Annotated in this window: 21 protein-coding genes and 1 tRNA gene; 10 read left to right on the top strand and 12 right to left on the bottom strand. The window is 66.5% G+C overall.

Annotation, left to right across the window (positions count from 1 at the left end; all coding sequences use genetic code 11):
• Positions 1-34: 34 nt before the first annotated feature.
• From AB6A65_RS01075 to AB6A65_RS01065, 3 genes are all read right to left on the bottom strand, one after another.
• The gene (locus tag AB6A65_RS01075) at positions 35-793 is read right to left on the bottom strand and encodes a hypothetical protein (protein ID WP_371036502.1); all 759 of its coding nucleotides are present in this window, start codon (positions 791-793) and stop codon (positions 35-37) included.
• A 171-nt stretch (positions 794-964) separates the two neighbouring features.
• Positions 965-2,371 carry a type I glutamate--ammonia ligase gene (gene glnA / locus AB6A65_RS01070; protein WP_371036501.1) on the bottom strand — a complete coding sequence of 469 codons (1,407 nt, stop codon included), beginning with the start codon at positions 2,369-2,371 and terminating at the stop codon, positions 965-967.
• A 35-nt stretch (positions 2,372-2,406) separates the two neighbouring features.
• Positions 2,407-2,745 (bottom strand): P-II family nitrogen regulator, encoded by a 339-nt coding sequence (locus AB6A65_RS01065; RefSeq protein ID WP_371036500.1) that lies wholly within the window; start codon positions 2,743-2,745, stop codon positions 2,407-2,409.
• Between the two features lie 140 nt (positions 2,746-2,885).
• Here AB6A65_RS01065 and AB6A65_RS01060 point away from each other — a divergent pair, with 140 nt between their 5' ends.
• Positions 2,886-4,481 carry an NAD(P)H-hydrate dehydratase gene (locus AB6A65_RS01060; protein ID WP_371036499.1) on the top strand — a complete coding sequence of 532 codons (1,596 nt, stop codon included), beginning with the start codon at positions 2,886-2,888 and terminating at the stop codon, positions 4,479-4,481.
• A gap of 3 nt (positions 4,482-4,484) precedes the next feature.
• Here the strand turns inward: AB6A65_RS01060 and AB6A65_RS01055 are convergent, their stop codons facing one another.
• Positions 4,485-4,982 carry a Hint domain-containing protein gene (locus tag AB6A65_RS01055; protein WP_371036498.1) on the bottom strand — a complete coding sequence of 166 codons (498 nt, stop codon included), beginning with the start codon at positions 4,980-4,982 and terminating at the stop codon, positions 4,485-4,487.
• A gap of 166 nt (positions 4,983-5,148) precedes the next feature.
• Between AB6A65_RS01055 and AB6A65_RS01050 the strand changes: the two genes are divergently transcribed.
• Positions 5,149-5,233, top strand: a tRNA-Leu gene (locus tag AB6A65_RS01050).
• 23 nt (positions 5,234-5,256) lie between these two features.
• Positions 5,257-6,588, top strand: coding sequence for a trigger factor (gene tig / locus AB6A65_RS01045; protein WP_371036497.1), 1,332 nt, complete (start codon positions 5,257-5,259; stop codon positions 6,586-6,588).
• Between the two features lie 78 nt (positions 6,589-6,666).
• Here the strand turns inward: tig and AB6A65_RS01040 are convergent, their stop codons facing one another.
• The 6 genes from AB6A65_RS01040 to rpsF form a co-directional block, all read right to left on the bottom strand.
• The gene (locus AB6A65_RS01040; RefSeq protein WP_371036496.1) at positions 6,667-7,554 is read right to left on the bottom strand and encodes an acyl-homoserine-lactone synthase; all 888 of its coding nucleotides are present in this window, start codon (positions 7,552-7,554) and stop codon (positions 6,667-6,669) included.
• A gap of 136 nt (positions 7,555-7,690) precedes the next feature.
• Positions 7,691-8,392, bottom strand: coding sequence for a LuxR family transcriptional regulator (locus AB6A65_RS01035; protein ID WP_371036495.1), 702 nt, complete (start codon positions 8,390-8,392; stop codon positions 7,691-7,693).
• Positions 8,393-8,454: 62 nt separating this feature from the next.
• On the bottom strand, positions 8,455-8,826 hold the full coding sequence (locus AB6A65_RS01030; RefSeq protein WP_371036806.1) for a helix-turn-helix domain-containing protein: 372 nt from the start codon (positions 8,824-8,826) through the stop codon (positions 8,455-8,457).
• A 240-nt stretch (positions 8,827-9,066) separates the two neighbouring features.
• Positions 9,067-9,717 carry a 50S ribosomal protein L9 gene (rplI, locus tag AB6A65_RS01025; RefSeq protein ID WP_371036494.1) on the bottom strand — a complete coding sequence of 217 codons (651 nt, stop codon included), beginning with the start codon at positions 9,715-9,717 and terminating at the stop codon, positions 9,067-9,069.
• Between the two features lie 10 nt (positions 9,718-9,727).
• On the bottom strand, positions 9,728-9,955 hold the full coding sequence (gene rpsR / locus AB6A65_RS01020) for a 30S ribosomal protein S18 (protein ID WP_020040241.1): 228 nt from the start codon (positions 9,953-9,955) through the stop codon (positions 9,728-9,730).
• 21 nt (positions 9,956-9,976) lie between these two features.
• On the bottom strand, positions 9,977-10,330 hold the full coding sequence (gene rpsF / locus AB6A65_RS01015) for a 30S ribosomal protein S6 (RefSeq protein ID WP_371036493.1): 354 nt from the start codon (positions 10,328-10,330) through the stop codon (positions 9,977-9,979).
• A gap of 270 nt (positions 10,331-10,600) precedes the next feature.
• Between rpsF and AB6A65_RS01010 the strand changes: the two genes are divergently transcribed.
• The 3 genes from AB6A65_RS01010 to AB6A65_RS01000 all read left to right on the top strand — a co-directional run bounded on the left by AB6A65_RS01010 (position 10,601) and on the right by AB6A65_RS01000 (position 12,667).
• Positions 10,601-10,813 carry a hypothetical protein gene (locus AB6A65_RS01010; RefSeq protein ID WP_371036492.1) on the top strand — a complete coding sequence of 71 codons (213 nt, stop codon included), beginning with the start codon at positions 10,601-10,603 and terminating at the stop codon, positions 10,811-10,813.
• 71 nt (positions 10,814-10,884) lie between these two features.
• Positions 10,885-11,817, top strand: coding sequence for an ACP S-malonyltransferase (gene fabD, locus AB6A65_RS01005; RefSeq protein WP_371036491.1), 933 nt, complete (start codon positions 10,885-10,887; stop codon positions 11,815-11,817).
• 55 nt (positions 11,818-11,872) lie between these two features.
• Entirely contained in the window at positions 11,873-12,667 is a 795-nt protein-coding gene (locus AB6A65_RS01000) for a glycosyltransferase family 2 protein (protein WP_371036490.1), read from the top strand.
• Between the two features lie 31 nt (positions 12,668-12,698).
• Here the strand turns inward: AB6A65_RS01000 and AB6A65_RS00995 are convergent, their stop codons facing one another.
• Both AB6A65_RS00995 and AB6A65_RS00990 read right to left on the bottom strand, forming a co-directional pair.
• Entirely contained in the window at positions 12,699-13,556 is an 858-nt protein-coding gene (locus AB6A65_RS00995; RefSeq protein WP_371036489.1) for a polysaccharide pyruvyl transferase family protein, read from the bottom strand.
• Positions 13,557-13,571: 15 nt separating this feature from the next.
• The gene (locus tag AB6A65_RS00990) at positions 13,572-14,660 is read right to left on the bottom strand and encodes a glycosyltransferase (protein ID WP_371036488.1); all 1,089 of its coding nucleotides are present in this window, start codon (positions 14,658-14,660) and stop codon (positions 13,572-13,574) included.
• A 150-nt stretch (positions 14,661-14,810) separates the two neighbouring features.
• Between AB6A65_RS00990 and fabG the strand changes: the two genes are divergently transcribed.
• The 4 genes from fabG to mltG all read left to right on the top strand — a co-directional run bounded on the left by fabG (position 14,811) and on the right by mltG (position 18,590).
• Positions 14,811-15,548 (top strand): 3-oxoacyl-[acyl-carrier-protein] reductase, encoded by a 738-nt coding sequence (gene fabG, locus AB6A65_RS00985; protein WP_371036487.1) that lies wholly within the window; start codon positions 14,811-14,813, stop codon positions 15,546-15,548.
• Positions 15,549-15,756: 208 nt separating this feature from the next.
• The gene (locus AB6A65_RS00980; RefSeq protein ID WP_371036486.1) at positions 15,757-15,990 is read left to right on the top strand and encodes an acyl carrier protein; all 234 of its coding nucleotides are present in this window, start codon (positions 15,757-15,759) and stop codon (positions 15,988-15,990) included.
• Between the two features lie 171 nt (positions 15,991-16,161).
• A complete protein-coding gene (fabF, locus tag AB6A65_RS00975; RefSeq protein ID WP_371036485.1) occupies positions 16,162-17,421 on the top strand; it encodes a beta-ketoacyl-ACP synthase II in 1,260 nt (419 codons plus the stop codon).
• The gene (gene mltG, locus AB6A65_RS00970) at positions 17,421-18,590 is read left to right on the top strand and encodes an endolytic transglycosylase MltG (protein WP_371036484.1); all 1,170 of its coding nucleotides are present in this window, start codon (positions 17,421-17,423) and stop codon (positions 18,588-18,590) included. The genes fabF and mltG overlap by 1 nt, the downstream gene beginning before the upstream one ends.
• Positions 18,591-18,641: the final 51 nt, after the last annotated feature.

The following is an 18,641-nucleotide window of genomic DNA, read 5'->3' as shown; positions in this document are numbered from 1 at the left end:
TGCGGCAAAGCGTTCGCTGCCGCCTCCGGGATCTTCAGGACAGGGCGAGCGCGGCCAGATGCTCGAAGGTGCCCGCCCGCTCGAGCAGGACATAGATCCCGGCCAGGGCCATCGCGTGGACGGGCAGGCGCGGATCGGCCCCGTGGCGAAGGTTGATCGCGGCGAGCACCGGCGCGAGAGGCAGGTAGATCGTCGCGATTGCGGCCGTGAAGGTCCAGGGCAGAAGCGTCTCGGCCCGTCCGGGCCGTCGCGCGGCCGGGGGGGCGTAGCGGGCTGCGTCCGCCCGTGCCGGCGGCGAGGCGTCCTGCGCTGCCCCGGGCGGCGGCGGGGCCGGGGCGGCGGGGCGGCGCACGCGCGCGGGGCGTGCGGGCCGCACGCGGCCGATCGGCCCCGGGATCACGCGCAGGAAATCCGCGACATCGAGCCGGAGACCGGGTTCCTGCCACTCGAGCGCGACAGGCCCGAGCCGCGCCGTAAGCCCGTAGGTGATGCCGATCAGGGCGAGGAGCGCGGCGTTGGCCGAGCCGCCGGTTTCCTCCAGCCGGATGGCGAGGCGGCGCTCCTTCGCGGTCTCGCCCACGCTTTCCATCACCGTGACCCGGAACCCGTCCGTTTCGATCAGCGCGGCCCCGTTCGACGGGTGAAGCCGTGCCGCGCGCACGGTGTGGCCGGCCTGCTCGAGCCAGCAGTCGAGCCGGTCCAGAAGCGCCGCCGCCGACGGCGCTTCGTCGGCCGGAAACACGAGCGCGGCGTAATGGCCCGTGCCGTGCAGGGTGTGCGGGATCGCGGTCATCGTCGCCCTCGCTCGGGTTTCCGAAGGAGAATGACGGTCAATCGCGGAGAATTCGTGACCCGAATTCGCAGAACCGGGGGCAAGTGCCGGACTCCCGACGCGTCGTCGCCGGTTCGGAAACGAAACGGGGCGCCCGAAGGCGCCCCCCGCGAACCTTGGAAACGATACGGTTCAGCAGCTGTAGTAGAGCTTGAATTCGACCGGGTGCGGCGTGTGCTCGTAGGTTTCGATCTCTTCCATCTTGAGATCGATGTAGCCGTCGATCTGGTCCTTGGTAAAGACGTCGCCCGCGAGAAGGAACTCGTGATCCGCCTTCAGGCAGTCGATGGCCTCGCGCAGCGACCCGCAGACGGTCGGGATGCCCTCGAGCTCCTCTGCCGGCAGGTCGTAGAGGTTCTTGTCCATCGCCTCGCCCGGATCGATCTTGTTCTTGATCCCGTCGAGGCCGGCCATGAGCAGCGCGGCGAAGCACAGGTAGGGGTTCGCCGACGGGTCGGGGAAACGCGCCTCGACCCGCTTGGCCTTCGGGCTTTCGGTCCACGGGATCCGGATGCAGCCCGAGCGGTTGCGGGCGGAATAGGCGCGCAGCACCGGCGCCTCGAAGCCCGGGATGAGCCGCTTGTAGGAGTTCGTCGACGGGTTGGTGAAGGCGTTGAGCGTCTTGGCGTGCTTCAGAAGCCCGCCGATGTACCACAGCGCCTCCTGGCTGAGGTCGGCGTACTTGTCGCCCGCGAAGAGCGGCTTGCCGTCCTTCCAGATCGACATGTTGACGTGCATGCCGGTGCCGTTGTCGCCGGCGATGGGCTTGGGCATGAAGGTCGCCGTCTTGCCGTAGGCCTGCGCCACGTTGTGGATGACATACTTGTATTTCTGCAGCTCGTCGGCCTGCTTGGTCAGGGTCGAGAAGATCAGCCCGAGTTCGTGCTGGCAGGACGCGACCTCGTGGTGGTGCTTGTCCACGGTCATGCCGATGCGCTTCATCGTGGACAGCATCTCGGAGCGGATGTCCTGCCCGTCATCGACGGGCGGCAGCGGGAAGTAGCCGCCCTTGATGCCCGGGCGGTGGCCCATGTTGCCCATCTCGTATTCGGTGTCGGTGTTCCACGACGCGTCGAGCGCGTCCACCTCGTAGGACACCTTGTTCATGCCCACCGAGAAGCGGACGTCGTCGAAAAGGAAGAACTCGGCCTCGGGACCGAAAAAGGAGGTATCGCCGATCCCCGAGGATTTCAGGTAGGTCTCTGCCTTCTCCGCGGTGCCGCGCGGGTCGCGGTCGTAGTGCTCGCCGGTGTCCGGCTCGACGATGGAGCAATGCACCGCGAGCGTCTTCTCGGCATAGAACGGATCGATGTAGCTGCTGTCGAGGTCCAGCTTCATGTTCATGTCCGACGCTTCGATCCCCTTCCATCCGTTGATGGAGGAGCCGTCGAACATGAATCCCTCGTCGATGAAGTCCTCGTCCACCAGATCGGACATGACCGTGACGTGGTGCATCTTCCCGCGCGGGTCGCAGAAGCGCAGGTCGACGTAGGCCACGTCCTCGTCCTTGATGGTCTTGAGGATGGAGTCCTTGCTCATTCCCTTGGTCCCTTTCGTCTAGATTTGGGCGTTTATCAGATCGCGTCCGAGCCGGTCTCGCCGGTGCGGATGCGGATCGCCTGTTCCACGGGGCTGACGAAGATCTTGCCGTCGCCGATCTTGTCGGTCTTGGCGGCGCTGACGATGGCCTCCACCGCCGCGTCCACCTGGTCGTCGTCGAGAACGACCTCGATCTTCACCTTGGGAAGGAAATCCACGACGTACTCCGCCCCGCGATAAAGCTCCGTGTGCCCCTTCTGCCGTCCGAAGCCCTTGACCTCGATGACGGAAAGGCCCTGCACACCCACCTCCTGCAGTGCTTCCTTCACCTCGTCGAGCTTGAACGGCTTGATGATCGCCTCGATCTTCTTCATCCCGGGGTCTCCCTCGCTTCCCGTGTCACGGCGGTGAGACCAGTTTCGCGCCGGGGCGACAATCGGATAGGCTGAGAGCGCCACGGAGCGGGGAGGGGTTTCCCGTCGCGTGGCGCGGTTTTGTGCGAGGCGCATATAAAATGAGCAGAGTTGAATCGGTGAGCCGGGCGCCCTGCGAGGTGCTGACCGCGGAGCAGATGCGCGCGGCCGAGCGCTCGGCCATGGAGGCCGGGGCGGCCACCGGGCTGTCGCTCATGGAGCGTGCGGGCCGTGGCGTGGTGGCGGAGGCGTTCGAGGCCTGGCCCGATCTCGCGGCCGCGCCGCGGCGGGCCTGGGTGTTCTGCGGGCCGGGCAACAACGGCGGCGACGGGTTCGTGGTGGCGCGGCTCCTCGCCGGGCGTGGCTGGCAGGTGGAGGTCGTGCTCTTCGGCGAAGCCCAGAAGCTGCCGCCCGACGCGCGCGCCAAACACGACCGCTGGGCCGCAACCGGGCCGGTGCACGGCGCCCCGCCCGAAAGCGCGGCGGCCCCCGATCTCGTGGTGGACGCGCTGTTCGGCACCGGGCTCGGCCGTGCGATCCCGGACGAGATCGTCCGTTGGGGCCGGGCCGTACGCGGCATGGACGGCGTCCGTGTCCTTGCGGTGGACATCCCGAGCGGGCTTTGCGCCGACAGTGGCGCGGCGCTTGTGCCGGCCGGCCGCCCCGGCGCGCCGGCCGGGGACTGCGTGTTCGCGCCCGCCGACCTGACGGTGAGCTTCCATCGCGCCAAGCCCGGACATTTCCTGCGCGACGGCCCGAGGCTCTGCGGGCGGCTTGCGGTGCACGACATCGGCCTGGGCGGGGACGCCGCGACGGGACCGGGCGCCGCCCTGCTTCGTCTCGTGCGCCCCGGATCGCCGCCCTTCGCGCCGCCGCGCAAGCGGCCCGAGGCCCAGAAATACGAGTACGGCCATGCGCTCGTCCTGTCGGGCGGGGCGGGGCAGGGCGGTGCGGCGCGGCTGGCCGCGCGCGGCGCGCTGCGCATGGGCGCGGGGCTCGTGACGGTGGGCTGCCCGCCCGAGGCGCGCACCGAGAATGCCGCGCGGCTGGACGCCATCATGCTGCGGGAGGTCGCCGACGCCGACCGCCTCGCGGAACTGCTCGAGGATCCGCGCATCACCGTGCTGTGCCTCGGCCCCGGGCTGGGCACCGGTGCGCGGGAGGCGGCGATCCTCGAGGTGGCGCTTCGCTCCGGGCGCGCCGCAGTTCTTGACGCGGACGCGCTCACGCTGCTGGCGGCGGACAGGACACTGGCGCGGCTCGTCCACGCGGGATGCGTGCTCACGCCGCATGGAGGAGAGTTCGCGCGTCTCTTTCCGGACCTGTCCGAAGCGCTCGACGCGCCACCCGTCAAGGGGCCGGCCGTCTCGAAGGTCGAGGTGGCGCGGCAGGCGGCGGCGCGCCTTGGCGGCACGCTGCTTTTCAAGGGGGCCGACACGGTGATCGCGGGGCCCGGACCCTCCGCGGCCCTGAGCGCGGCGGTCCATGAGCGCGCCGCCCCCTGGCTTGCCACGGCGGGCGCGGGAGACGTGCTTTCGGGCTTCGTCGCAGGGCTTCTGGCGCAGGGGCACGCGCCCCTCGATGCCGCTGCGACGGCGGCTTGGCTGCATCAGGAAACGGCAATCGCCTTCGGTGCCGGCCTCGTGGCGGAAGACCTGCCCGAGATGCTGCCGTCGGTCCTGCGGTCGCTTGGCTGAGCCTCAGCTCTCGGCGGGGGCGGTCATGGCCGAGGCGGCGGCGAGCTCCAGCCCGTCGGCGTAGACGATGTGCGGGCTGTCGAACTGCAGGGTGAAGAGCGTCCACTCCGCCACGCCCTCATCCGTGACGCAGGTGCCGTCCACCAGCCGCGCGGCGGGAATGATCGCCTGCTCCGCGCCGTAAAGCGCCTGCGCCCGCCAATCGCGGATGAGCACGCCCTGGCAGCCCGGCAGCGCCGTGTCGCGGATCGGCCGAAGCTGGCCCATCACGCGGGCCGGAAAGCGGATCCGTCTCATGCGTGCCCTGCGCCACGTCACGGCGCGGAGCGTCGCGAGGCCGCGATCGCGGGTGATGATGCGGTCGCCCGGGCAGAGATACTCCACCGGGAGTTCGCCGTCCTTGCTGTAGACGATCGCGCCTGCGGGGATGCCCCCCGTTCCGGGCGGCTGGCACAGATCGAGTCCGGCGTCGCTGACGCGACGTGGCTGTCGAGGTCTCATGGGCTGGTCCTGCTTCGCCTGCCTTATTGTTTCTCATCAGAATACGGCAAAATCTGGTTGATGTCGCGGTTTTTCTGGCGCCTTTTTTCCTCTCGCATCCCCAGGGGCGCTTTGCTAGACAGCCGCGAAACGGCGGGGACCCGGCGGGTGCCCTCTCGTTCTATTGGCGGGTGTGGCGGAACTGGTAGACGCACCAGATTTAGGTTCTGGCGCCGCGAGGCGTGGGGGTTCAAGTCCCTCCACCCGCACCAGACAAGTTTGAGAAGGACTGAGAATGCAGGTCACCGAGACTCTCAAGGACGGGCTGAAGCGCGGCTACGAGATCACCGTCACCGCCGCGGAGCTTGACGAAAAGGTCAACGAGAAGCTCGCCGAGGCGCGGCCCGAGGTGGAAATGAAGGGCTTTCGCAAGGGCAAGGTGCCGATGGCGCTGCTGAAGAAGCAGTTCGGCCAGCGCCTTCTGGGCGAGGCGATGCAGGAGAGCATCGACGCCGCCATGTCCGAGCATTTCGAGCAGACCGGTGACCGCCCCGCCGCGCAGCCGCAGGTCCAGATGAAGGGCGAGGACTGGAAGGAAGGCGACGATGTCCTCGTCGAGATGACCTACGAGGCGCTGCCCGAGGTTCCCGAGCCCGACCTCTCGTCGATCTCGCTCGAGCGGCTTGTCGTGAAGCCGTCGGAGGAGGCGGTGGACGAGGCGCTGCAAAGCCTTGCCGAGAACGCCCAGGACTTCGAGGACCGCGACGCGGGCGCCGCGGCGGAAGACGGCGACCAGGTTGTCATCGATTTCGTCGGCAAGCTGGACGGCGAACCCTTCGAGGGCGGCGCCGCCGAGGATTTCCCGCTGACCCTTGGCTCGGGCAGCTTCATCCCCGGCTTCGAGGAGCAGCTCGCCGGCGTGACCGCGGGCGAGGAGAAGACGATCGAGGTGACCTTCCCCGAGGATTACGGCGCCGAGGCCCTCGCCGGGAAGCTTGCGGCCTTCGACGTCACGGTGAAGGCGGTGAAGGCGCCCAAGGCCGCCGAAATCGACGACGCGCTCGCGCAGCGTTACGGGGCGGACGATCTGGAGGCGCTCAAGGCCCAGATCCGCGAGCGGCTGGAGGCCGAGTATGCCGGCGCTGCGCGCGCGGTCGCCAAGCGGACGCTTCTCGACAAGCTCGACGAGATGGTCGATTTCGACCTCCCGCCGAGCCTGCTCGAGGCCGAGGCCAAGCAGATCGCGCACCAGCTCTGGCACGAGGAGAACCCGGACGTCGAAGGCCACGATCACCCCGAGATCGAGCCCACCGACGAGCACATGAGGCTGGCCGAGCGCCGGGTGCGGCTTGGCCTGCTTCTGGCCGAGCTGGGCAACCGCGCGGAGATCGAGGTTTCCGATGCGGAGATGACGCAGGCGGTGATGGCGCAGGCGCGGCAATATCCCGGCCAGGAGCGGCAGTTCTTCGAGTTCGTGCAGCAGAATCCGCAGATGCAGCAGCAGCTGCGGGCGCCGATCTTCGAGGACAAGGTCGTCGATTATATCCTAGAGCTTGCCGAGGTCACCGAGCGCGAGGTCGGCAAGGACGAGCTTCAGGCCGCCGTGGAGGCGATGGAAGAAGAGTGAGCTCCGCCCAAGGGCGGAGCTCTGAGGTCCGGGCGGCGCGGGCTGGGGGGCGCCGCCGCCCGGGCCCCGCAGCCGGCGTCAGCCGACCACGCGGTGCGGGGCGGGACGCTTCGGCGTCTCGCCGCGACCGGATTTCAGGAGCTCTTCCATGAGTGCCAGCGCGGCCTCCAGCTCCGTCTCGTCCCGTGCGTCACGGATCTGCGCGCGCAGGTAAGCGCACAGCGCGTCGATGCTCGGGGCCGGAGCGTTTTCCTCCGGACTGTCGCCATCGACCACGGCCAGCGTCGGCTGACCCGCCGCGGTCGCTTCGCCGGCGACCCGGCGCGCGACCAGCGCAAGCGCCTCTTCGTCGCTCAGATGCACGTCGTGATGGATGCCCGCGAAGGCACGGATCCGGTTGATCCGCTCTTCGGTGCAATCGAGAAGCGCGGCCATCGCCGTGACCTTGCCCATCGGCTTGGCCGTGCCGAGGTAGTCGTAGGGGGCGCTGTTCGAGCGTTTCAGGATGCGATCGATGATGGGGTCGATCACCGTCACGATGTCCGAGATGCCCGAACGGCGCGCGAATTCGAGCGATCCGATCATCAGCTCGCAGGTCGCGTAAGAGATCGAGTTGCGCGCCTTGCCGCGGCCAAGACGCTGCGTGTCCACGCAGAAGCGGGTCGATTCCCAGAGCGTCGCGCTGCGCAGCGGCGGCTCGCCGTCTAAAATTGCGGAGAACACGTCGGCCAGCATGTGCGGGCCGGTCGTCTGCAGCGCACGGACGCACGCGACCACATGGCCCTCGTCGTCGAGACCGACCACATAGGCCGGATCCAGCCGGTCGAACTTGTCGATTTCCTTGCCGTCGCTGACTTCCACCTCCCACCCGAGCCGGTCGGCGAAGACACGCGCGCGAAGGCGGAACATGTCGTCCAGAACGTGCTGGAAGCGGTGCTTGTTGATGGCGTCGATGACAATGATCATTTCGGTTTCCCCCGATGTTTCCGTGGAAAAACTTTAGGGGATGGACCGATCTACTCCATTGGGGAAATCCCGTAGCTCTCTTGCGCAAACGGATCCTTGGCGGGCGGGGGCCCTGCCGGTCGCCGCGAGGCGGCGCTCAGCGGGGCTGGATGAGCCCGAGCCCGATCGCGCGGCCGACGGCCTGGGGCGTGGTGAGAGAGTAGAGCTTTTCGCGCGCCGAGCGAAGATGCACCTCTACCGTGCGATGCGAGATCGACAGGATGTCGCCGATGTCCTGTTGCGACTTGCCGGCGGCCGTCCATTGCAGGATTTCCAGTTCGCGCAGGGAGAGCGCGGGAAAGCGCAGCGCGCGCGAGAGCACGTCCGACCGCATCACCGTGTCGTGCAGGTGCACGGCCGCCGCCTGCAGATCCGCGATCACGCCGGGCAGGAAGTCATCCCAGTCGGACGGCGTGCAATCGCGCGTGACGCTCAGCATGCCCACCTCGCCGAAGGGGCCCCGGACCGGCACGGTCATGCCGCGATCGGCGATACCGAAGTCATGCGCATCGCGGAAGACGCGGTGGAAGCGCGCGTCGCGCTCGAGGCGGCGCCAGTCCACCGGCGCGATGCTGCGCCCGGCCGAAATGAGCGTCGGGTCGATGTTGTGAAAGCCGTTGCGGACATAGTGGCGCTTCCACGACTCCGGATAGGTCACATGGCCGTGGAGCGTGCCGTTTATGGGGTTGCTGCCGGCATAGGCCGCGTGATCGAAGCCCAGCCTGTCGCAGATCTGCGCAAGGAAATCTTCGAAGCTGCGATCTTCCTCGGAGATCGTTCCAAGGTCGATAGGATCCATCCGGGCTCCGCTGGGTTCGGCCCGGCCCCGGAACCCGGGAGGTCGGGCATGTCTTGTGGCGATCAGGCGCCGAGTCGCTCCGCCGTTCTGTCTGACCCCTCACGGTGCGCCATGGACGCGACGATATCAAGAACGGCCTTCTTCTGCTCTTCGGGAAGGCACAGGAAGTCGCTCACAAGGCGCATGGCGCGGGCATCGCCGAGAAAATCGGCGCGCCCGGCGTCAGATGCCGATCCGACGGGCAACTGTTCGAAGAAATGGACAACCGGGACGTCGAGTGCCTCGGCAATGGCCCACAGCCTGGACGCGCTGACGCGGTTCTGGCCGGATTCGTATTTCTGGACCTGCTGGAACTTGACGCCGATCCGTCGCCCGAGTTCCGTCTGGCTCATGCCGAGGGCCGCGCGCCGCGCACGCACCCGCTGACCGACCATGACATCCACTGAATTCATATCCATCTTCCCTCGCAGCCTCGGCGGGCAATGTCGGACGGCGAAGAAGATAGGAAGCCAAGGTTCCGATCGAGGACCACGACGTCCCCCAGCCTGAATCAGGCCTTCCCGCCCTACGTTGAAGTAGGTGAGACGTTACATCCTTGGGTAGAGAAAGGCAAGGTGTGAATGCCGGGGACGCGCCCGGCCGCGGGCGCGCCGCGGCCGGGAAAGGCGGGCGCCTCAGGCGCCCTGGACGGTGTCCTCGTCGGAGCCGTCTTCGCGGGGCTCGTCCGCATCGCGGCTTTCGCCGCCGACCTCGTCGAGCTCGTCGAGCTGGGCCGCGCCGATGTCGTCGAAGAGCTCGGCAATCTCGAATTCGGCTTGCGCCTCTTCCTCGGCGGCGAGTTCCTGGATCGACTTGCCCGAAGCCTGGACTTCGGCCTCCTCGGGGGAGCGGGCCACGTTCAGCGTGATCCGGGCCTCGACCTCGGGGTGAAGGCGCACGAGGACCGTGTGCAGCCCCAGCTCCTTGATCGGCTTTTCGATCAGGACCTGTTTGCGGTCGACCGAGAAGCCCGCCTCGGCCGCGGCGTCCGCGGCATCGCGCGGAGCGACGGACCCGTAAAGCGAGCCGCCGTCCGAGGCCTGGCGAATCACGACGAACTGCTGGCCGTCGAGGCGTTCGGAAAGCGCCTCGGCCTCCTTGCGGGTTTCGAGGTTGCGCGCCTCGAGCTCGGCCTTGCGGGATTCGAAGGCGGCGATGTTGGCCTTGGAGGCGCTGAGCGCCTTGCCCTGCGGCAGGAGAAAGTTGCGCGCGAAGCCGGGCTTGACGTCGACGACGTCGCCCATCTGGCCGAGCTTCGCGACGCGTTCCAGAAGGATCACTTGCATCGCTCTCTCCTTATTTCACGGCGTAGGGCAGCAGGGCGAGGAAGCGGGCGCGCTTGATCGCACGGGCGAGTTCGCGCTGTTTCTTCGACGATACCGCGGTTATGCGCGATGGCACGATCTTGCCGCGCTCGGAGATGTAGCGCTGCAGCAGCTTCGTGTCCTTGTAATCGATCTTGGGCGCATTGTCCCCCGAGAAGGGGCAGACCTTGCGACGGCGGAAAAACGGTTTTGCAGCCATTTTCGGAACTCCTTTCCTCGCTCAGCGGCGCTCGCGGCGGTCGCCGCGTTCGTCGCGCTTCTGCATCTGGACCGAGGGACCCTCGTCATGGGTGTCGACCTTGATGGTCAGCACGCGCATCACGTCGTCGTGCAGACGCATCAGGCGCTCCATTTCCTGGATGGCCGCGGCGGGCGAGTTCGTCCGCATGAAGCCGTAATGGCCCTTGCGGTTCTTGTTGATCTTGTAGGCCATCGTCTTGACACCCCAGTACTCGGTGTCGACGACCTGGCCCCCGTTGTCCGCCAGGACGGTGCCGAAATGCTCGATGAGCCCCTCGGCCTGCGCGTTCGAAAGATCCTGACGCGCGATCAGGACATGCTCGTAAAGCGGCATGCGTGCTCCGTTTCTGTTCAGGCGCATTTCATAGGGCCGGACGATCTGCTTCCGCGCCCCGACCCACGAGAGACTGCGCGGCAAAAGAGTGCTTGCGCGGAAGGCGTGTCACTTGCCACGGATCGACCCTCGGCGCAAGTCCGGCACCCCGGGGAAACGCCGCCGCGCGCGCGGCGCGTCATCGTCGCGGCCTTGCCCCGCATGTGCCCAAAATTCGACGCAGTGTTGAATGACCTTGGTGGACACAAGACGAGCCACGGAGGATGAGTGATGTCGCTTACCGATCTTCAGAACGCCCGGCCGACGCCGCAGGGCCTCAACCGTCTTTTCTGCAGGGTGCTGGGGGTGGCGCTTCTCACCGCGGCTGCCGGGCTCTGGGTGCTGCCGGGATCCCTCTTCGCCATGGAAACGCTGCTGTTGAAGTTCGGGCTCACGCTCTTCCTGCTTGGCGGCAGCGCGACGCTTCTGACCGCCCCGCGCTGAGGCTCCGCCTCGGCCGTTGCGCCCTCTCGCCGCGCCCGCTATCTGGGCGCGGGATTGAAAGGGAGGGCCGCATGAGCCGGGCATTCGTATTTCCAGGACAGGGCGCGCAGACCATCGGCATGGGGCGCGCGCTGGCCGAGGCCTACCCCGCCGCGCAAGCGGTCTTCGACGAGGTGGACGAGGCGCTGGGCGAGCGGCTGTCGCACCTCGTCTGGGAGGGCGACGCCGGGGAACTGACGCTCACCCGCAACGCGCAGCCCGCGCTCATGGCCACCTCGCTCGCCGCGATGCGCGCGCTCGAGGCGGAGGGCGTCGCCGTGACGTCCGCGGCCTACGTCGCCGGTCACTCCCTCGGTGAATATTCCGCGCTGGCGGCCGCCCGCGCGCTTTCGGTGGCGGACGCGGCGCGGCTCCTGCGCCGACGCGGAGAGGCGATGCAGCGCGCGGTGCCGGTGGGCGAGGGCGCGATGGCCGCGCTTCTCGGGCTCGATCTGGAGGCCGCGCGCGAGGTCGCCGCGGAGGCGGCGGGCGGCGAGGTGTGCGAGGCCGCGAACGACAACGACCCGGCGCAGGTGGTGATCTCGGGGCACAAGGCGGCGGTGGAGCGCGCGGTGGAGATCGCGAAGGCGCGCGGGGGGAAGCGCGCCGTTCTGCTGCCCGTCTCCGCGCCCTTCCACTGCGCGCTGATGGCGCCCGCGGCCGAGGAGATGGCCGAGGCGCTCGCCGGCGTGGAGATCGCGCCGCCCGCCGTGCCGCTGGTGGCCAATGTCCGCGCAGAGGCCGTCACCGACCCCGACGAGATCCGCCGCCTGCTGGTCGAGCAGGTGACCGGCGCGGTGCGCTGGCGCGAGTCCGTGGCCTGGATGGCCGGCGCGGGCGTCGACGAGTTCTGGGAGATCGGCGCCGGCAAGGCGCTCTCGGGCATGATCCGGCGCATCGCGCGCGAGGCCGCGACGAGGCAGCTGGGCACGCCGGAGGAGGTGCGGGCAGCGATTTGTGCGTAACAATGACAAGCTGATACTGGCATAAAGATAATGGCATGCAAATAGATTCCGGAAATTGAAGCCTTCGCTTGGCCTAAAGACGGTGCATCCGGCAGAGGCGCATAACGACGTGCAAATATCTGTGATAATACCAACCTGTGACCGCCCGTCCGAGCTTCTGCAAGAAGCCGTCCAATCAGCGCTCCGGCAGACGCTGCGGCCGATAGAGATCATTGTGATCGATAATGGCCAAAAGCCTCAAGCGAGCGGCAGCCTGCCTGAGTCGGTGAAATATCATAAGACGGATACTAGAATTGGTCCCTCGCGCGCGAGAAATATTGGCGCATCCATGGCCAAGGGTACGCATCTAGCCTTCCTGGATGACGATGACTGGTGGTCCGAAGATTTCTTGTTCCATATGGCGGAGGCATCAAAATCACAGGCGGTGCGCTGTGTATACGGAACAATCATGCGCTGGAAGTATGGTCAAGCCCATGAACAGGAAAACCTTACGGCGGAAACAGCGACAATTGATGTTCTTGTATTGCGAAATCCAGGTGCCGGCGGCATAAACGTCTTGATTGAAAAAGAATTGTTCCTCGAGATTGGTGGGTTTGATGAGGAGCTGCCAGTCTCCGAGGATCGGGCGCTCGCTATCGAGGTCCTGAGAAAAGGAGAAAAGATCGGAATCGCGCACGAGGCTATTGCTTTCGCGAGGCAACACGACGAAGGTCGTCAAAGCAAGGGAAATGTGAATAAACACATATTTGTTTGGAAGTACAGGGGGCTAATGCCGAGAAAGCATTTTATCCAGCAGTTTTACAAATACGGTGTTAGGCCATATTTCAAATTCCCCCGGCGCAAAAGGTAACACGCCACAGTGAACTCTGACCGGTGTTCAATTAAAAGGGGCACGATCTTATAAGTGGCGCTCGAAGGCGGTCAAGTCTTGGCTGGGTTGCTTTTTTAACAATTTCTTTCAGTTGCGCTGCGCTTTCGTTGCCCGTGAGTTGGGTCGCAGTTGTTTCATGAGCATTTGCAGCGGCGAAATAGTCTCGGAATTTGAAGGTTCCTCCGCGGAGTTTCCCGGTCAATTCCACCCAGGCCGCAGGTATATCAAAGCTGTGTGCCACAATTAGGCCGTGAAGCGAACTGGATAGAATGTAGTCGCAGGAAGCAATTTGCGACACGACATCTTCGACATCTGCGTTTACATCGATCACTCTAAGCTCTGAAATTTGTGAGTAGTATTTTTTACAGAGTTGCTGATCGATGTAGTGTGGAACTATACCGATTTCGCTCTTTGATGAAGTTTGCGGTGGCTCGAAAAAGTCGGGAAGCAAAATTGCGGGATCGCCGAAAATTTCTGGACAAGCGTAACCTTGTTTCAGGCATACTTGACGAGTAAGGGGGCCTCTTACTGCGCGGATTTTCTTCGGTTGCGGGAACCTAATGGTTTCACTTATGGCGCCAGTTCCCCAAACAATAGCACTGCCTGGCTTCCTAATCCGATGCAAGATGCTTCCTACAGTAAATAAGGTTGTTGCGCGGCTCGTGCCTCTTGGGAGGTATCGAAAAGGTAGTTCTCCTGTTTTCTTATAGAATAGGTATGGGCCTATCCAGTCACCAAAATTAATACCTTCGTTCTTGTTGTAGTACCAAAAGAGGTTGGTATCTTTTGTGAGCTTTAGAGATGCGCGAGCGCGATAAATTAAGCTTGGCTGCGTGTGATGCGCTAGCAATTTATCGGTAAATTTCATTGACTTCGCTCGAGTTCATGGCTTGGGCAGATTGTTCATTAAGTTGTTTACATGCTTGCGCAAACTTTCGCCCGAATGCTTCTTCGCGAACGCATGAAGCGTCTGGGGCGAAAACGACGTGTCGAGGGCGGCCTGCACCTGACGGGCGAGGTCGTCGGCGTCGTCCATCCGCGCGATCCGCCCGCAGCCCGAGCCTTCGAGCACTTCCACCGCGCCGGGCGTGTCGGTGGCGACGACCGGCGTGCCGTGGGCGAGCGATTCGATGATGACGTTCGGAAATCCCTCCCAGCGGGAGGGCAGAACCGTCAGGTCGGCGCGTCGATATTCGGAGTCCACGTCGGAGACGTGGCCGAGAAAGGTGACGTCCTCGGCGATGCCCAACCGTCGGGCCTGGCGTTCGAGCTGTTCCCGCAGCTTGCCGTCCCCGGCGATCCGCAGCCGCGCGTCGCGCGTGCGGCGCAGCCGTGCGAAGGCGTCGAGCAGGAGGCCCACGTTCTTCTGCTTCGTCAGCCGCGCGACGCACAGGATCGTCGGCGGGCCGTCCGGCGGCAGGCGCTCGGGCGGGGCGTCGGGCACGTCGACCGCGTTGCGGATCACGGTGATCCGCTCGCGCGGCACGCCCCACTTCTCGGCGATCTGCTCGGCCATGCTGTCGGTGAGCGCGATCACGTGATCGGCGCGGGCGTAGCCCTTGCGGAACACATACGCTTTCTGCGTGCGCACGAACCAGGACCGCATCTGGTTGCGCTCCCACGTGTAGAGCGCCTCGCGCAGGATCACGCGCGGTTGCGGGTCGACGCCGCGCAGGGCGAGCTGAAGCCCGAGCATGTTGGCCATGTCCACCACGAGGCAGATATCGGGGCGCGCGCCCTCGATGACCCTGCGAAGCCGCGGCCCCACCTGGATGTTGCGGCGCACGTTCAGGACCTCCAGGCGGACGAGATCGCGGCGCAGCCCGAACTGGTCCACCTGGGGCGCGCGGCCGGTCGCCAACGTGACCTCGTGCCCCGCCTCGGCGAGGATGTTCGCGTATTTCACCGCGTTCTTGCCGGCGCCGCCCGAAACGGCGCGGACATAGACGACGATGCGAAGAGGGCTCGGCATGTGCTTTGTCCGGATGGCCTTCTTGCGCGATATCGCCTGGCCGCTCGGGTTGCAAGCCGCGCTCCCGTCTTGCCGCGCGACCGCGCCCTCGGTTAAGGCTCCGGGATTGGATCGCCGGGTGGGCGGTGTGTTTTTTGCTGGGAGGCGGGCATGTTCGATCTGACGGGAAAGACGGCGCTCATCACGGGCGCTTCGGGCGGTATTGGCGGCGAGATCGCGCGCGCGATGCATCAAGCGGGGGCCACGGTGGGGCTTTCGGGAACGCGGGAGGCGCCTCTTGCGGCGCTCGCCGAGGAGTTGGGCGCGCGGGCGCATGTGCTGACCTGCGACCTCTCCGACCCCGCGGCGGTGGACGCGCTGCCGAAGCGCGCGGCCGAGGCGATTGGCTCGGTGGACATCCTCGTGAACAACGCGGGCATCACCGCTGACAACCTTTTCATGCGCATGTCCGACGAGGAATGGGCGCGGGTGCTCGAGGTCAACCTGACTGCCGCGATGCGGCTTTGCCGCGGTGTCATGCGCGGCATGATGAAGGCGCGCTGGGGCCGCATCGTCTCGGTGGGCTCGGTGGTGGGGGCCATCGGCAACCCGGGCCAGGCCAATTACGCCGCGGCGAAGGCGGGCCTCGTGGGGCTGACGAAGTCGATCGCCCACGAGGTGGCGAGCCGCGACATCACCGCCAATGTCGTCGCGCCGGGTTTCATCACCACGGCGATGACGGAAAAGCTGACCGAGGAGCAGCGGTCGGGGCTGCTGACCCGCGTGCCGATGGGACGCATGGGGTCGGCGCGCGAGGTGGCGGCGGCGGTGGTTTACCTTTCGAGCGAGGAGGCAGGATACGTTACCGGCGCGACCTTGCACGTCAATGGCGGCATGGCCATGTTGTGAGCGCCGCGCGGGGCGGGCGAAAGCGTTTGCCATTCCCCGCGCCTGTGCTATAGGCGCGCAGGATTTCGGCGGGGGGCCTGCGGGCATGTCCCGCCGGCCCGCCCGAGGCGGGAGCAGGAGCCGCCCTCAGGGGCAGTTGAAACCGAGCGTCCGCAATGGGCGAGGGCAAATCAGGGGCGAAGCCCCGGAAAGACAATGAGGATTTGACATGAGCGACATCGCGGACCGCGTGAAGAAGATCGTCGTGGAACATCTCGGCGTGGAGGAGGACAAGGTCGCCGACAATGCGTCCTTCATCGACGATCTCGGCGCGGACAGCCTCGACACGGTCGAGCTCGTCATGGCCTTCGAAGAGGAGTTCGGCATCGAGATCCCGGACGACGCCGCCGAGAACATCCAGACCTTCGGCGATGCGGTGAAGTTCATTCAGGACGCCCAGTAAGGGCAGCCTCGGGATGATTGCGGGCGGCGTCCGGGAGACCCCGGGCGCCGTTCTTGCTTTTGGGCGGGCCTGCGCCGCGCCGCCGGCGCCGGGTGCGGCGCTCTTGCCGAACGCGGGCGAGCCGCGCTAATGAGCGGCGAGTAAAAAACGGGAACAAGACGGGGGCCGGGCATGCGACGTGTCGTGGTGACGGGGCTGGGACTTGTGACGCCGCTCGGCTGCGGCGTCGAAACGACATGGCGGCGCCTGCTGGAGGGCCGGTCGGGCGCGGGCACGATCAGCAAGTTCGATGCGAGCCATCTTGCCACGACCTACGCGTGCGAGGTGCCTTACGGCGACGGCTCCGACGGCAGCTTCAACCCCGATGACTGGGTCGCGCCGAAGGAGCGACGCAAGATCGACGAGTTCATCGTCTTCGGTCTCGCCGCCGCGCAACAGGCGGTCGAGGACGCCGGCTGGACCACCCCGTCGGAGGCGGAGAAGCTGCGCACCGGCGTGATGATCGGGTCGGGAATCGGCGGGCTCAACTCCATTGCCGAGACGGCATACCTGATCCGCGACAAGGGCGCGCGGCGCGTGTCGCCCTTCTTCATTCCCGGCTCCCTCATCAACCTGATCTCGGGTCAGGTGAGCATCCGCTACGGCTTCAAGGGGCCGAACCATGCCGTGGTCACCGCCTGTTCGACCGGCGCGCACGCCATCGGCGACGCGGCGCGGCTGATCCGCGACGGCGACGCGGACATCATGGTGGCGGGCGGGGCCGAGGCCGCGATCAGCGAGATCGGCATCGCCGGGTTCAACGCCTGCAAGGCGCTTTCCACGAAGCGCGGCGACGCGCCGGAAACGGCGAGCCGCCCCTACGACGCGGACCGGGACGGCTTCGTCATGGGCGAGGGGGCCGGGATCGTCGTGCTGGAGGATTACGAGCACGCGAAGGCGCGCGGGGCGCATATCTACGCCGAGGTGATCGGTTACGGCCTTTCGGGCGACGCCTATCACATCACAGCGCCCTCCGAAGACGGCGACGGGGCGGAGCGCTGCATGCGCGCCGCGCTCGACAAGGCCGGTCTGGCGCCGTCGGACATCGACTACATCAACGCCCACGGCACCTCGACCATGGCCGACGTGATCGAACTGGGCGCGGTGGAGCGGATGATGGGCAACGCCGCGTCCAAGGTCACCATGTCGTCCACCAAGTCGATGACCGGGCATCTTCTCGGTGCCGCGGGCGCCATCGAGGCGATCTTCTCGATCCTCGCGATCCGTGACCAGGTGGCGCCGCCGACGATCAACCTCGACGATCCGGCCGTGGAGACGGCGGTGGACCTCGCGCCCAACGCGAAGCGCGAGCGCGAGATCAACGTGGCGCTGTCGAATTCCTTCGGCTTCGGCGGAACCAACGCGAGCGTGCTTTTCAGGACCCTCGCCTGATGTGGCGCAGCCTTGCGTCGAACGCCCTGACGATCCTCGCGCTGGCGCTGTTTCTTGCTGCCGGCGCCATTCTCTGGGGCCAGCGGCAATACGTTTCGGAGGGACCGCTCTCCGAGCCGATCTGCCTGCGGGTCGAGCGGGGCGCCAACATCCGCGACGTATCGGAGGACCTCGCCGCCGAGGGCGCCATCGAGAGCGCGGCCCTCTTCCGGATCGGAATGGACTACGCGGGCAAGTCCGAGGCGCTCAAATTCGGCAGCTACCTCGTGCCCGTGCATGCATCGATGCAGGAGATCGCGGACATCGTGACCCGGGGCGGGGCGTCCACCTGCGGCACCGAGATCGTCTACCGCGTGGGCGTGACCCAGACACAGACGGAACTGCGCGAACTCGACCCGGCAAGCGGCCGCTACGAGCAGCAGGCGGAATACCTGCTCGGGACGGGCGAGGCGCCCGATGCGGTCGCCGAGGCGATGGCGAAGCCCGACACCCGCTTTCGCATCGCGCTGGCCGAGGGCGTGACGAGCTGGCAGGTCGCCGAGGCGCTGCGCGACGTGGAGATCCTGGACGGCGAGGTCGATCTGCCAGCGGAGGGCAGCCTTGCGCCCGACAGCTACGAGGTCGTGCCCGGCGATAGCCGGCAGGCCCTGATCGACAGGATGCAGCAGGCGCAGCGGGTGATCCTCGCGGCCGCATGGGAGAATCGCCAGCCCGACCTGCCGCTCGAGTCGCCGGAGGAGGCGCTCATCCTCGCCTCCATCATCGAGAAGGAAACCGGCGTGCCCGAGGAGCGGCGCCAGGTCGCCAGCGTCTTCGTCAACCGTCTTCGTGCGGGGATGCGCCTGCAGACTGACCCCACCGTGATCTATGGCGTTACCGAGGGCCGGGGCGTGCTGGGGCGCGGACTTCGTCAAAGCGAGCTTCGCGGGGCGACTCCCTACAACACGTATGTCATCGAGGGGCTTCCGCCCACGCCCATCGCCAATCCGGGCCGCGCGAGCATCGAGGCCGCGGTGAACCCCGACGCCACGCCCTACATCTTCTTCGTGGCCGACGGCACCGGTGGACACGCCTTCGCCGAGACGCTGGCCGAGCACAACCGCAATGTCGCGCGCTGGCGCGAGATCGAGGCGGAACGCGCGGCCCAGCCGGACCAGGACAACCAGTAACGCGGTCTCTGCGGGCAGGATTTTGTTAAGGGAACCGGGTGCTTACCCGGT

The organism is Rhodosalinus sp. FB01 (assembly GCF_041365715.1).
In the GTDB taxonomy this organism is placed as follows: Bacteria; Pseudomonadota; Alphaproteobacteria; order Rhodobacterales; family Rhodobacteraceae; genus Rhodosalinus.
The sequence above is the reverse complement of the archived record's forward strand: the minus strand, read 5'-3'. Positions and strand labels throughout refer to the sequence as shown.

Coding starts and splice junctions, on each gene's coding strand:
- AB6A65_RS01010 (WP_371036492.1), top strand. CDS start 10,601: ATGTCGCTTACCGATCTTCAGAACGCCCGGCCGACGCCGCAGGGCCTC.
- AB6A65_RS01035 (WP_371036495.1), bottom strand. CDS start 8,392: ATGGATCCTATCGACCTTGGAACGATCTCCGAGGAAGATCGCAGCTTC.
- AB6A65_RS01030 (WP_371036806.1), bottom strand. CDS start 8,826: ATGGTCGGTCAGCGGGTGCGTGCGCGGCGCGCGGCCCTCGGCATGAGC.
- rpsR (WP_020040241.1), bottom strand. CDS start 9,955: ATGGCTGCAAAACCGTTTTTCCGCCGTCGCAAGGTCTGCCCCTTCTCG.
- fabF (WP_371036485.1), top strand. CDS start 16,162: ATGCGACGTGTCGTGGTGACGGGGCTGGGACTTGTGACGCCGCTCGGC.
- AB6A65_RS00990 (WP_371036488.1), bottom strand. CDS start 14,660: ATGCCGAGCCCTCTTCGCATCGTCGTCTATGTCCGCGCCGTTTCGGGC.
- AB6A65_RS01055 (WP_371036498.1), bottom strand. CDS start 4,982: ATGAGACCTCGACAGCCACGTCGCGTCAGCGACGCCGGACTCGATCTG.
- AB6A65_RS00980 (WP_371036486.1), top strand. CDS start 15,757: ATGAGCGACATCGCGGACCGCGTGAAGAAGATCGTCGTGGAACATCTC.
- rplI (WP_371036494.1), bottom strand. CDS start 9,717: ATGCAAGTGATCCTTCTGGAACGCGTCGCGAAGCTCGGCCAGATGGGC.
- AB6A65_RS01075 (WP_371036502.1), bottom strand. CDS start 793: ATGACCGCGATCCCGCACACCCTGCACGGCACGGGCCATTACGCCGCG.
- AB6A65_RS00995 (WP_371036489.1), bottom strand. CDS start 13,556: ATGAAATTTACCGATAAATTGCTAGCGCATCACACGCAGCCAAGCTTA.
- AB6A65_RS01065 (WP_371036500.1), bottom strand. CDS start 2,745: ATGAAGAAGATCGAGGCGATCATCAAGCCGTTCAAGCTCGACGAGGTG.
- rpsF (WP_371036493.1), bottom strand. CDS start 10,330: ATGCCGCTTTACGAGCATGTCCTGATCGCGCGTCAGGATCTTTCGAAC.
- tig (WP_371036497.1), top strand. CDS start 5,257: ATGCAGGTCACCGAGACTCTCAAGGACGGGCTGAAGCGCGGCTACGAG.
- glnA (WP_371036501.1), bottom strand. CDS start 2,371: ATGAGCAAGGACTCCATCCTCAAGACCATCAAGGACGAGGACGTGGCC.
- mltG (WP_371036484.1), top strand. CDS start 17,421: ATGTGGCGCAGCCTTGCGTCGAACGCCCTGACGATCCTCGCGCTGGCG.
- AB6A65_RS01060 (WP_371036499.1), top strand. CDS start 2,886: ATGAGCAGAGTTGAATCGGTGAGCCGGGCGCCCTGCGAGGTGCTGACC.
- fabG (WP_371036487.1), top strand. CDS start 14,811: ATGTTCGATCTGACGGGAAAGACGGCGCTCATCACGGGCGCTTCGGGC.
- AB6A65_RS01040 (WP_371036496.1), bottom strand. CDS start 7,554: ATGATCATTGTCATCGACGCCATCAACAAGCACCGCTTCCAGCACGTT.
- fabD (WP_371036491.1), top strand. CDS start 10,885: ATGAGCCGGGCATTCGTATTTCCAGGACAGGGCGCGCAGACCATCGGC.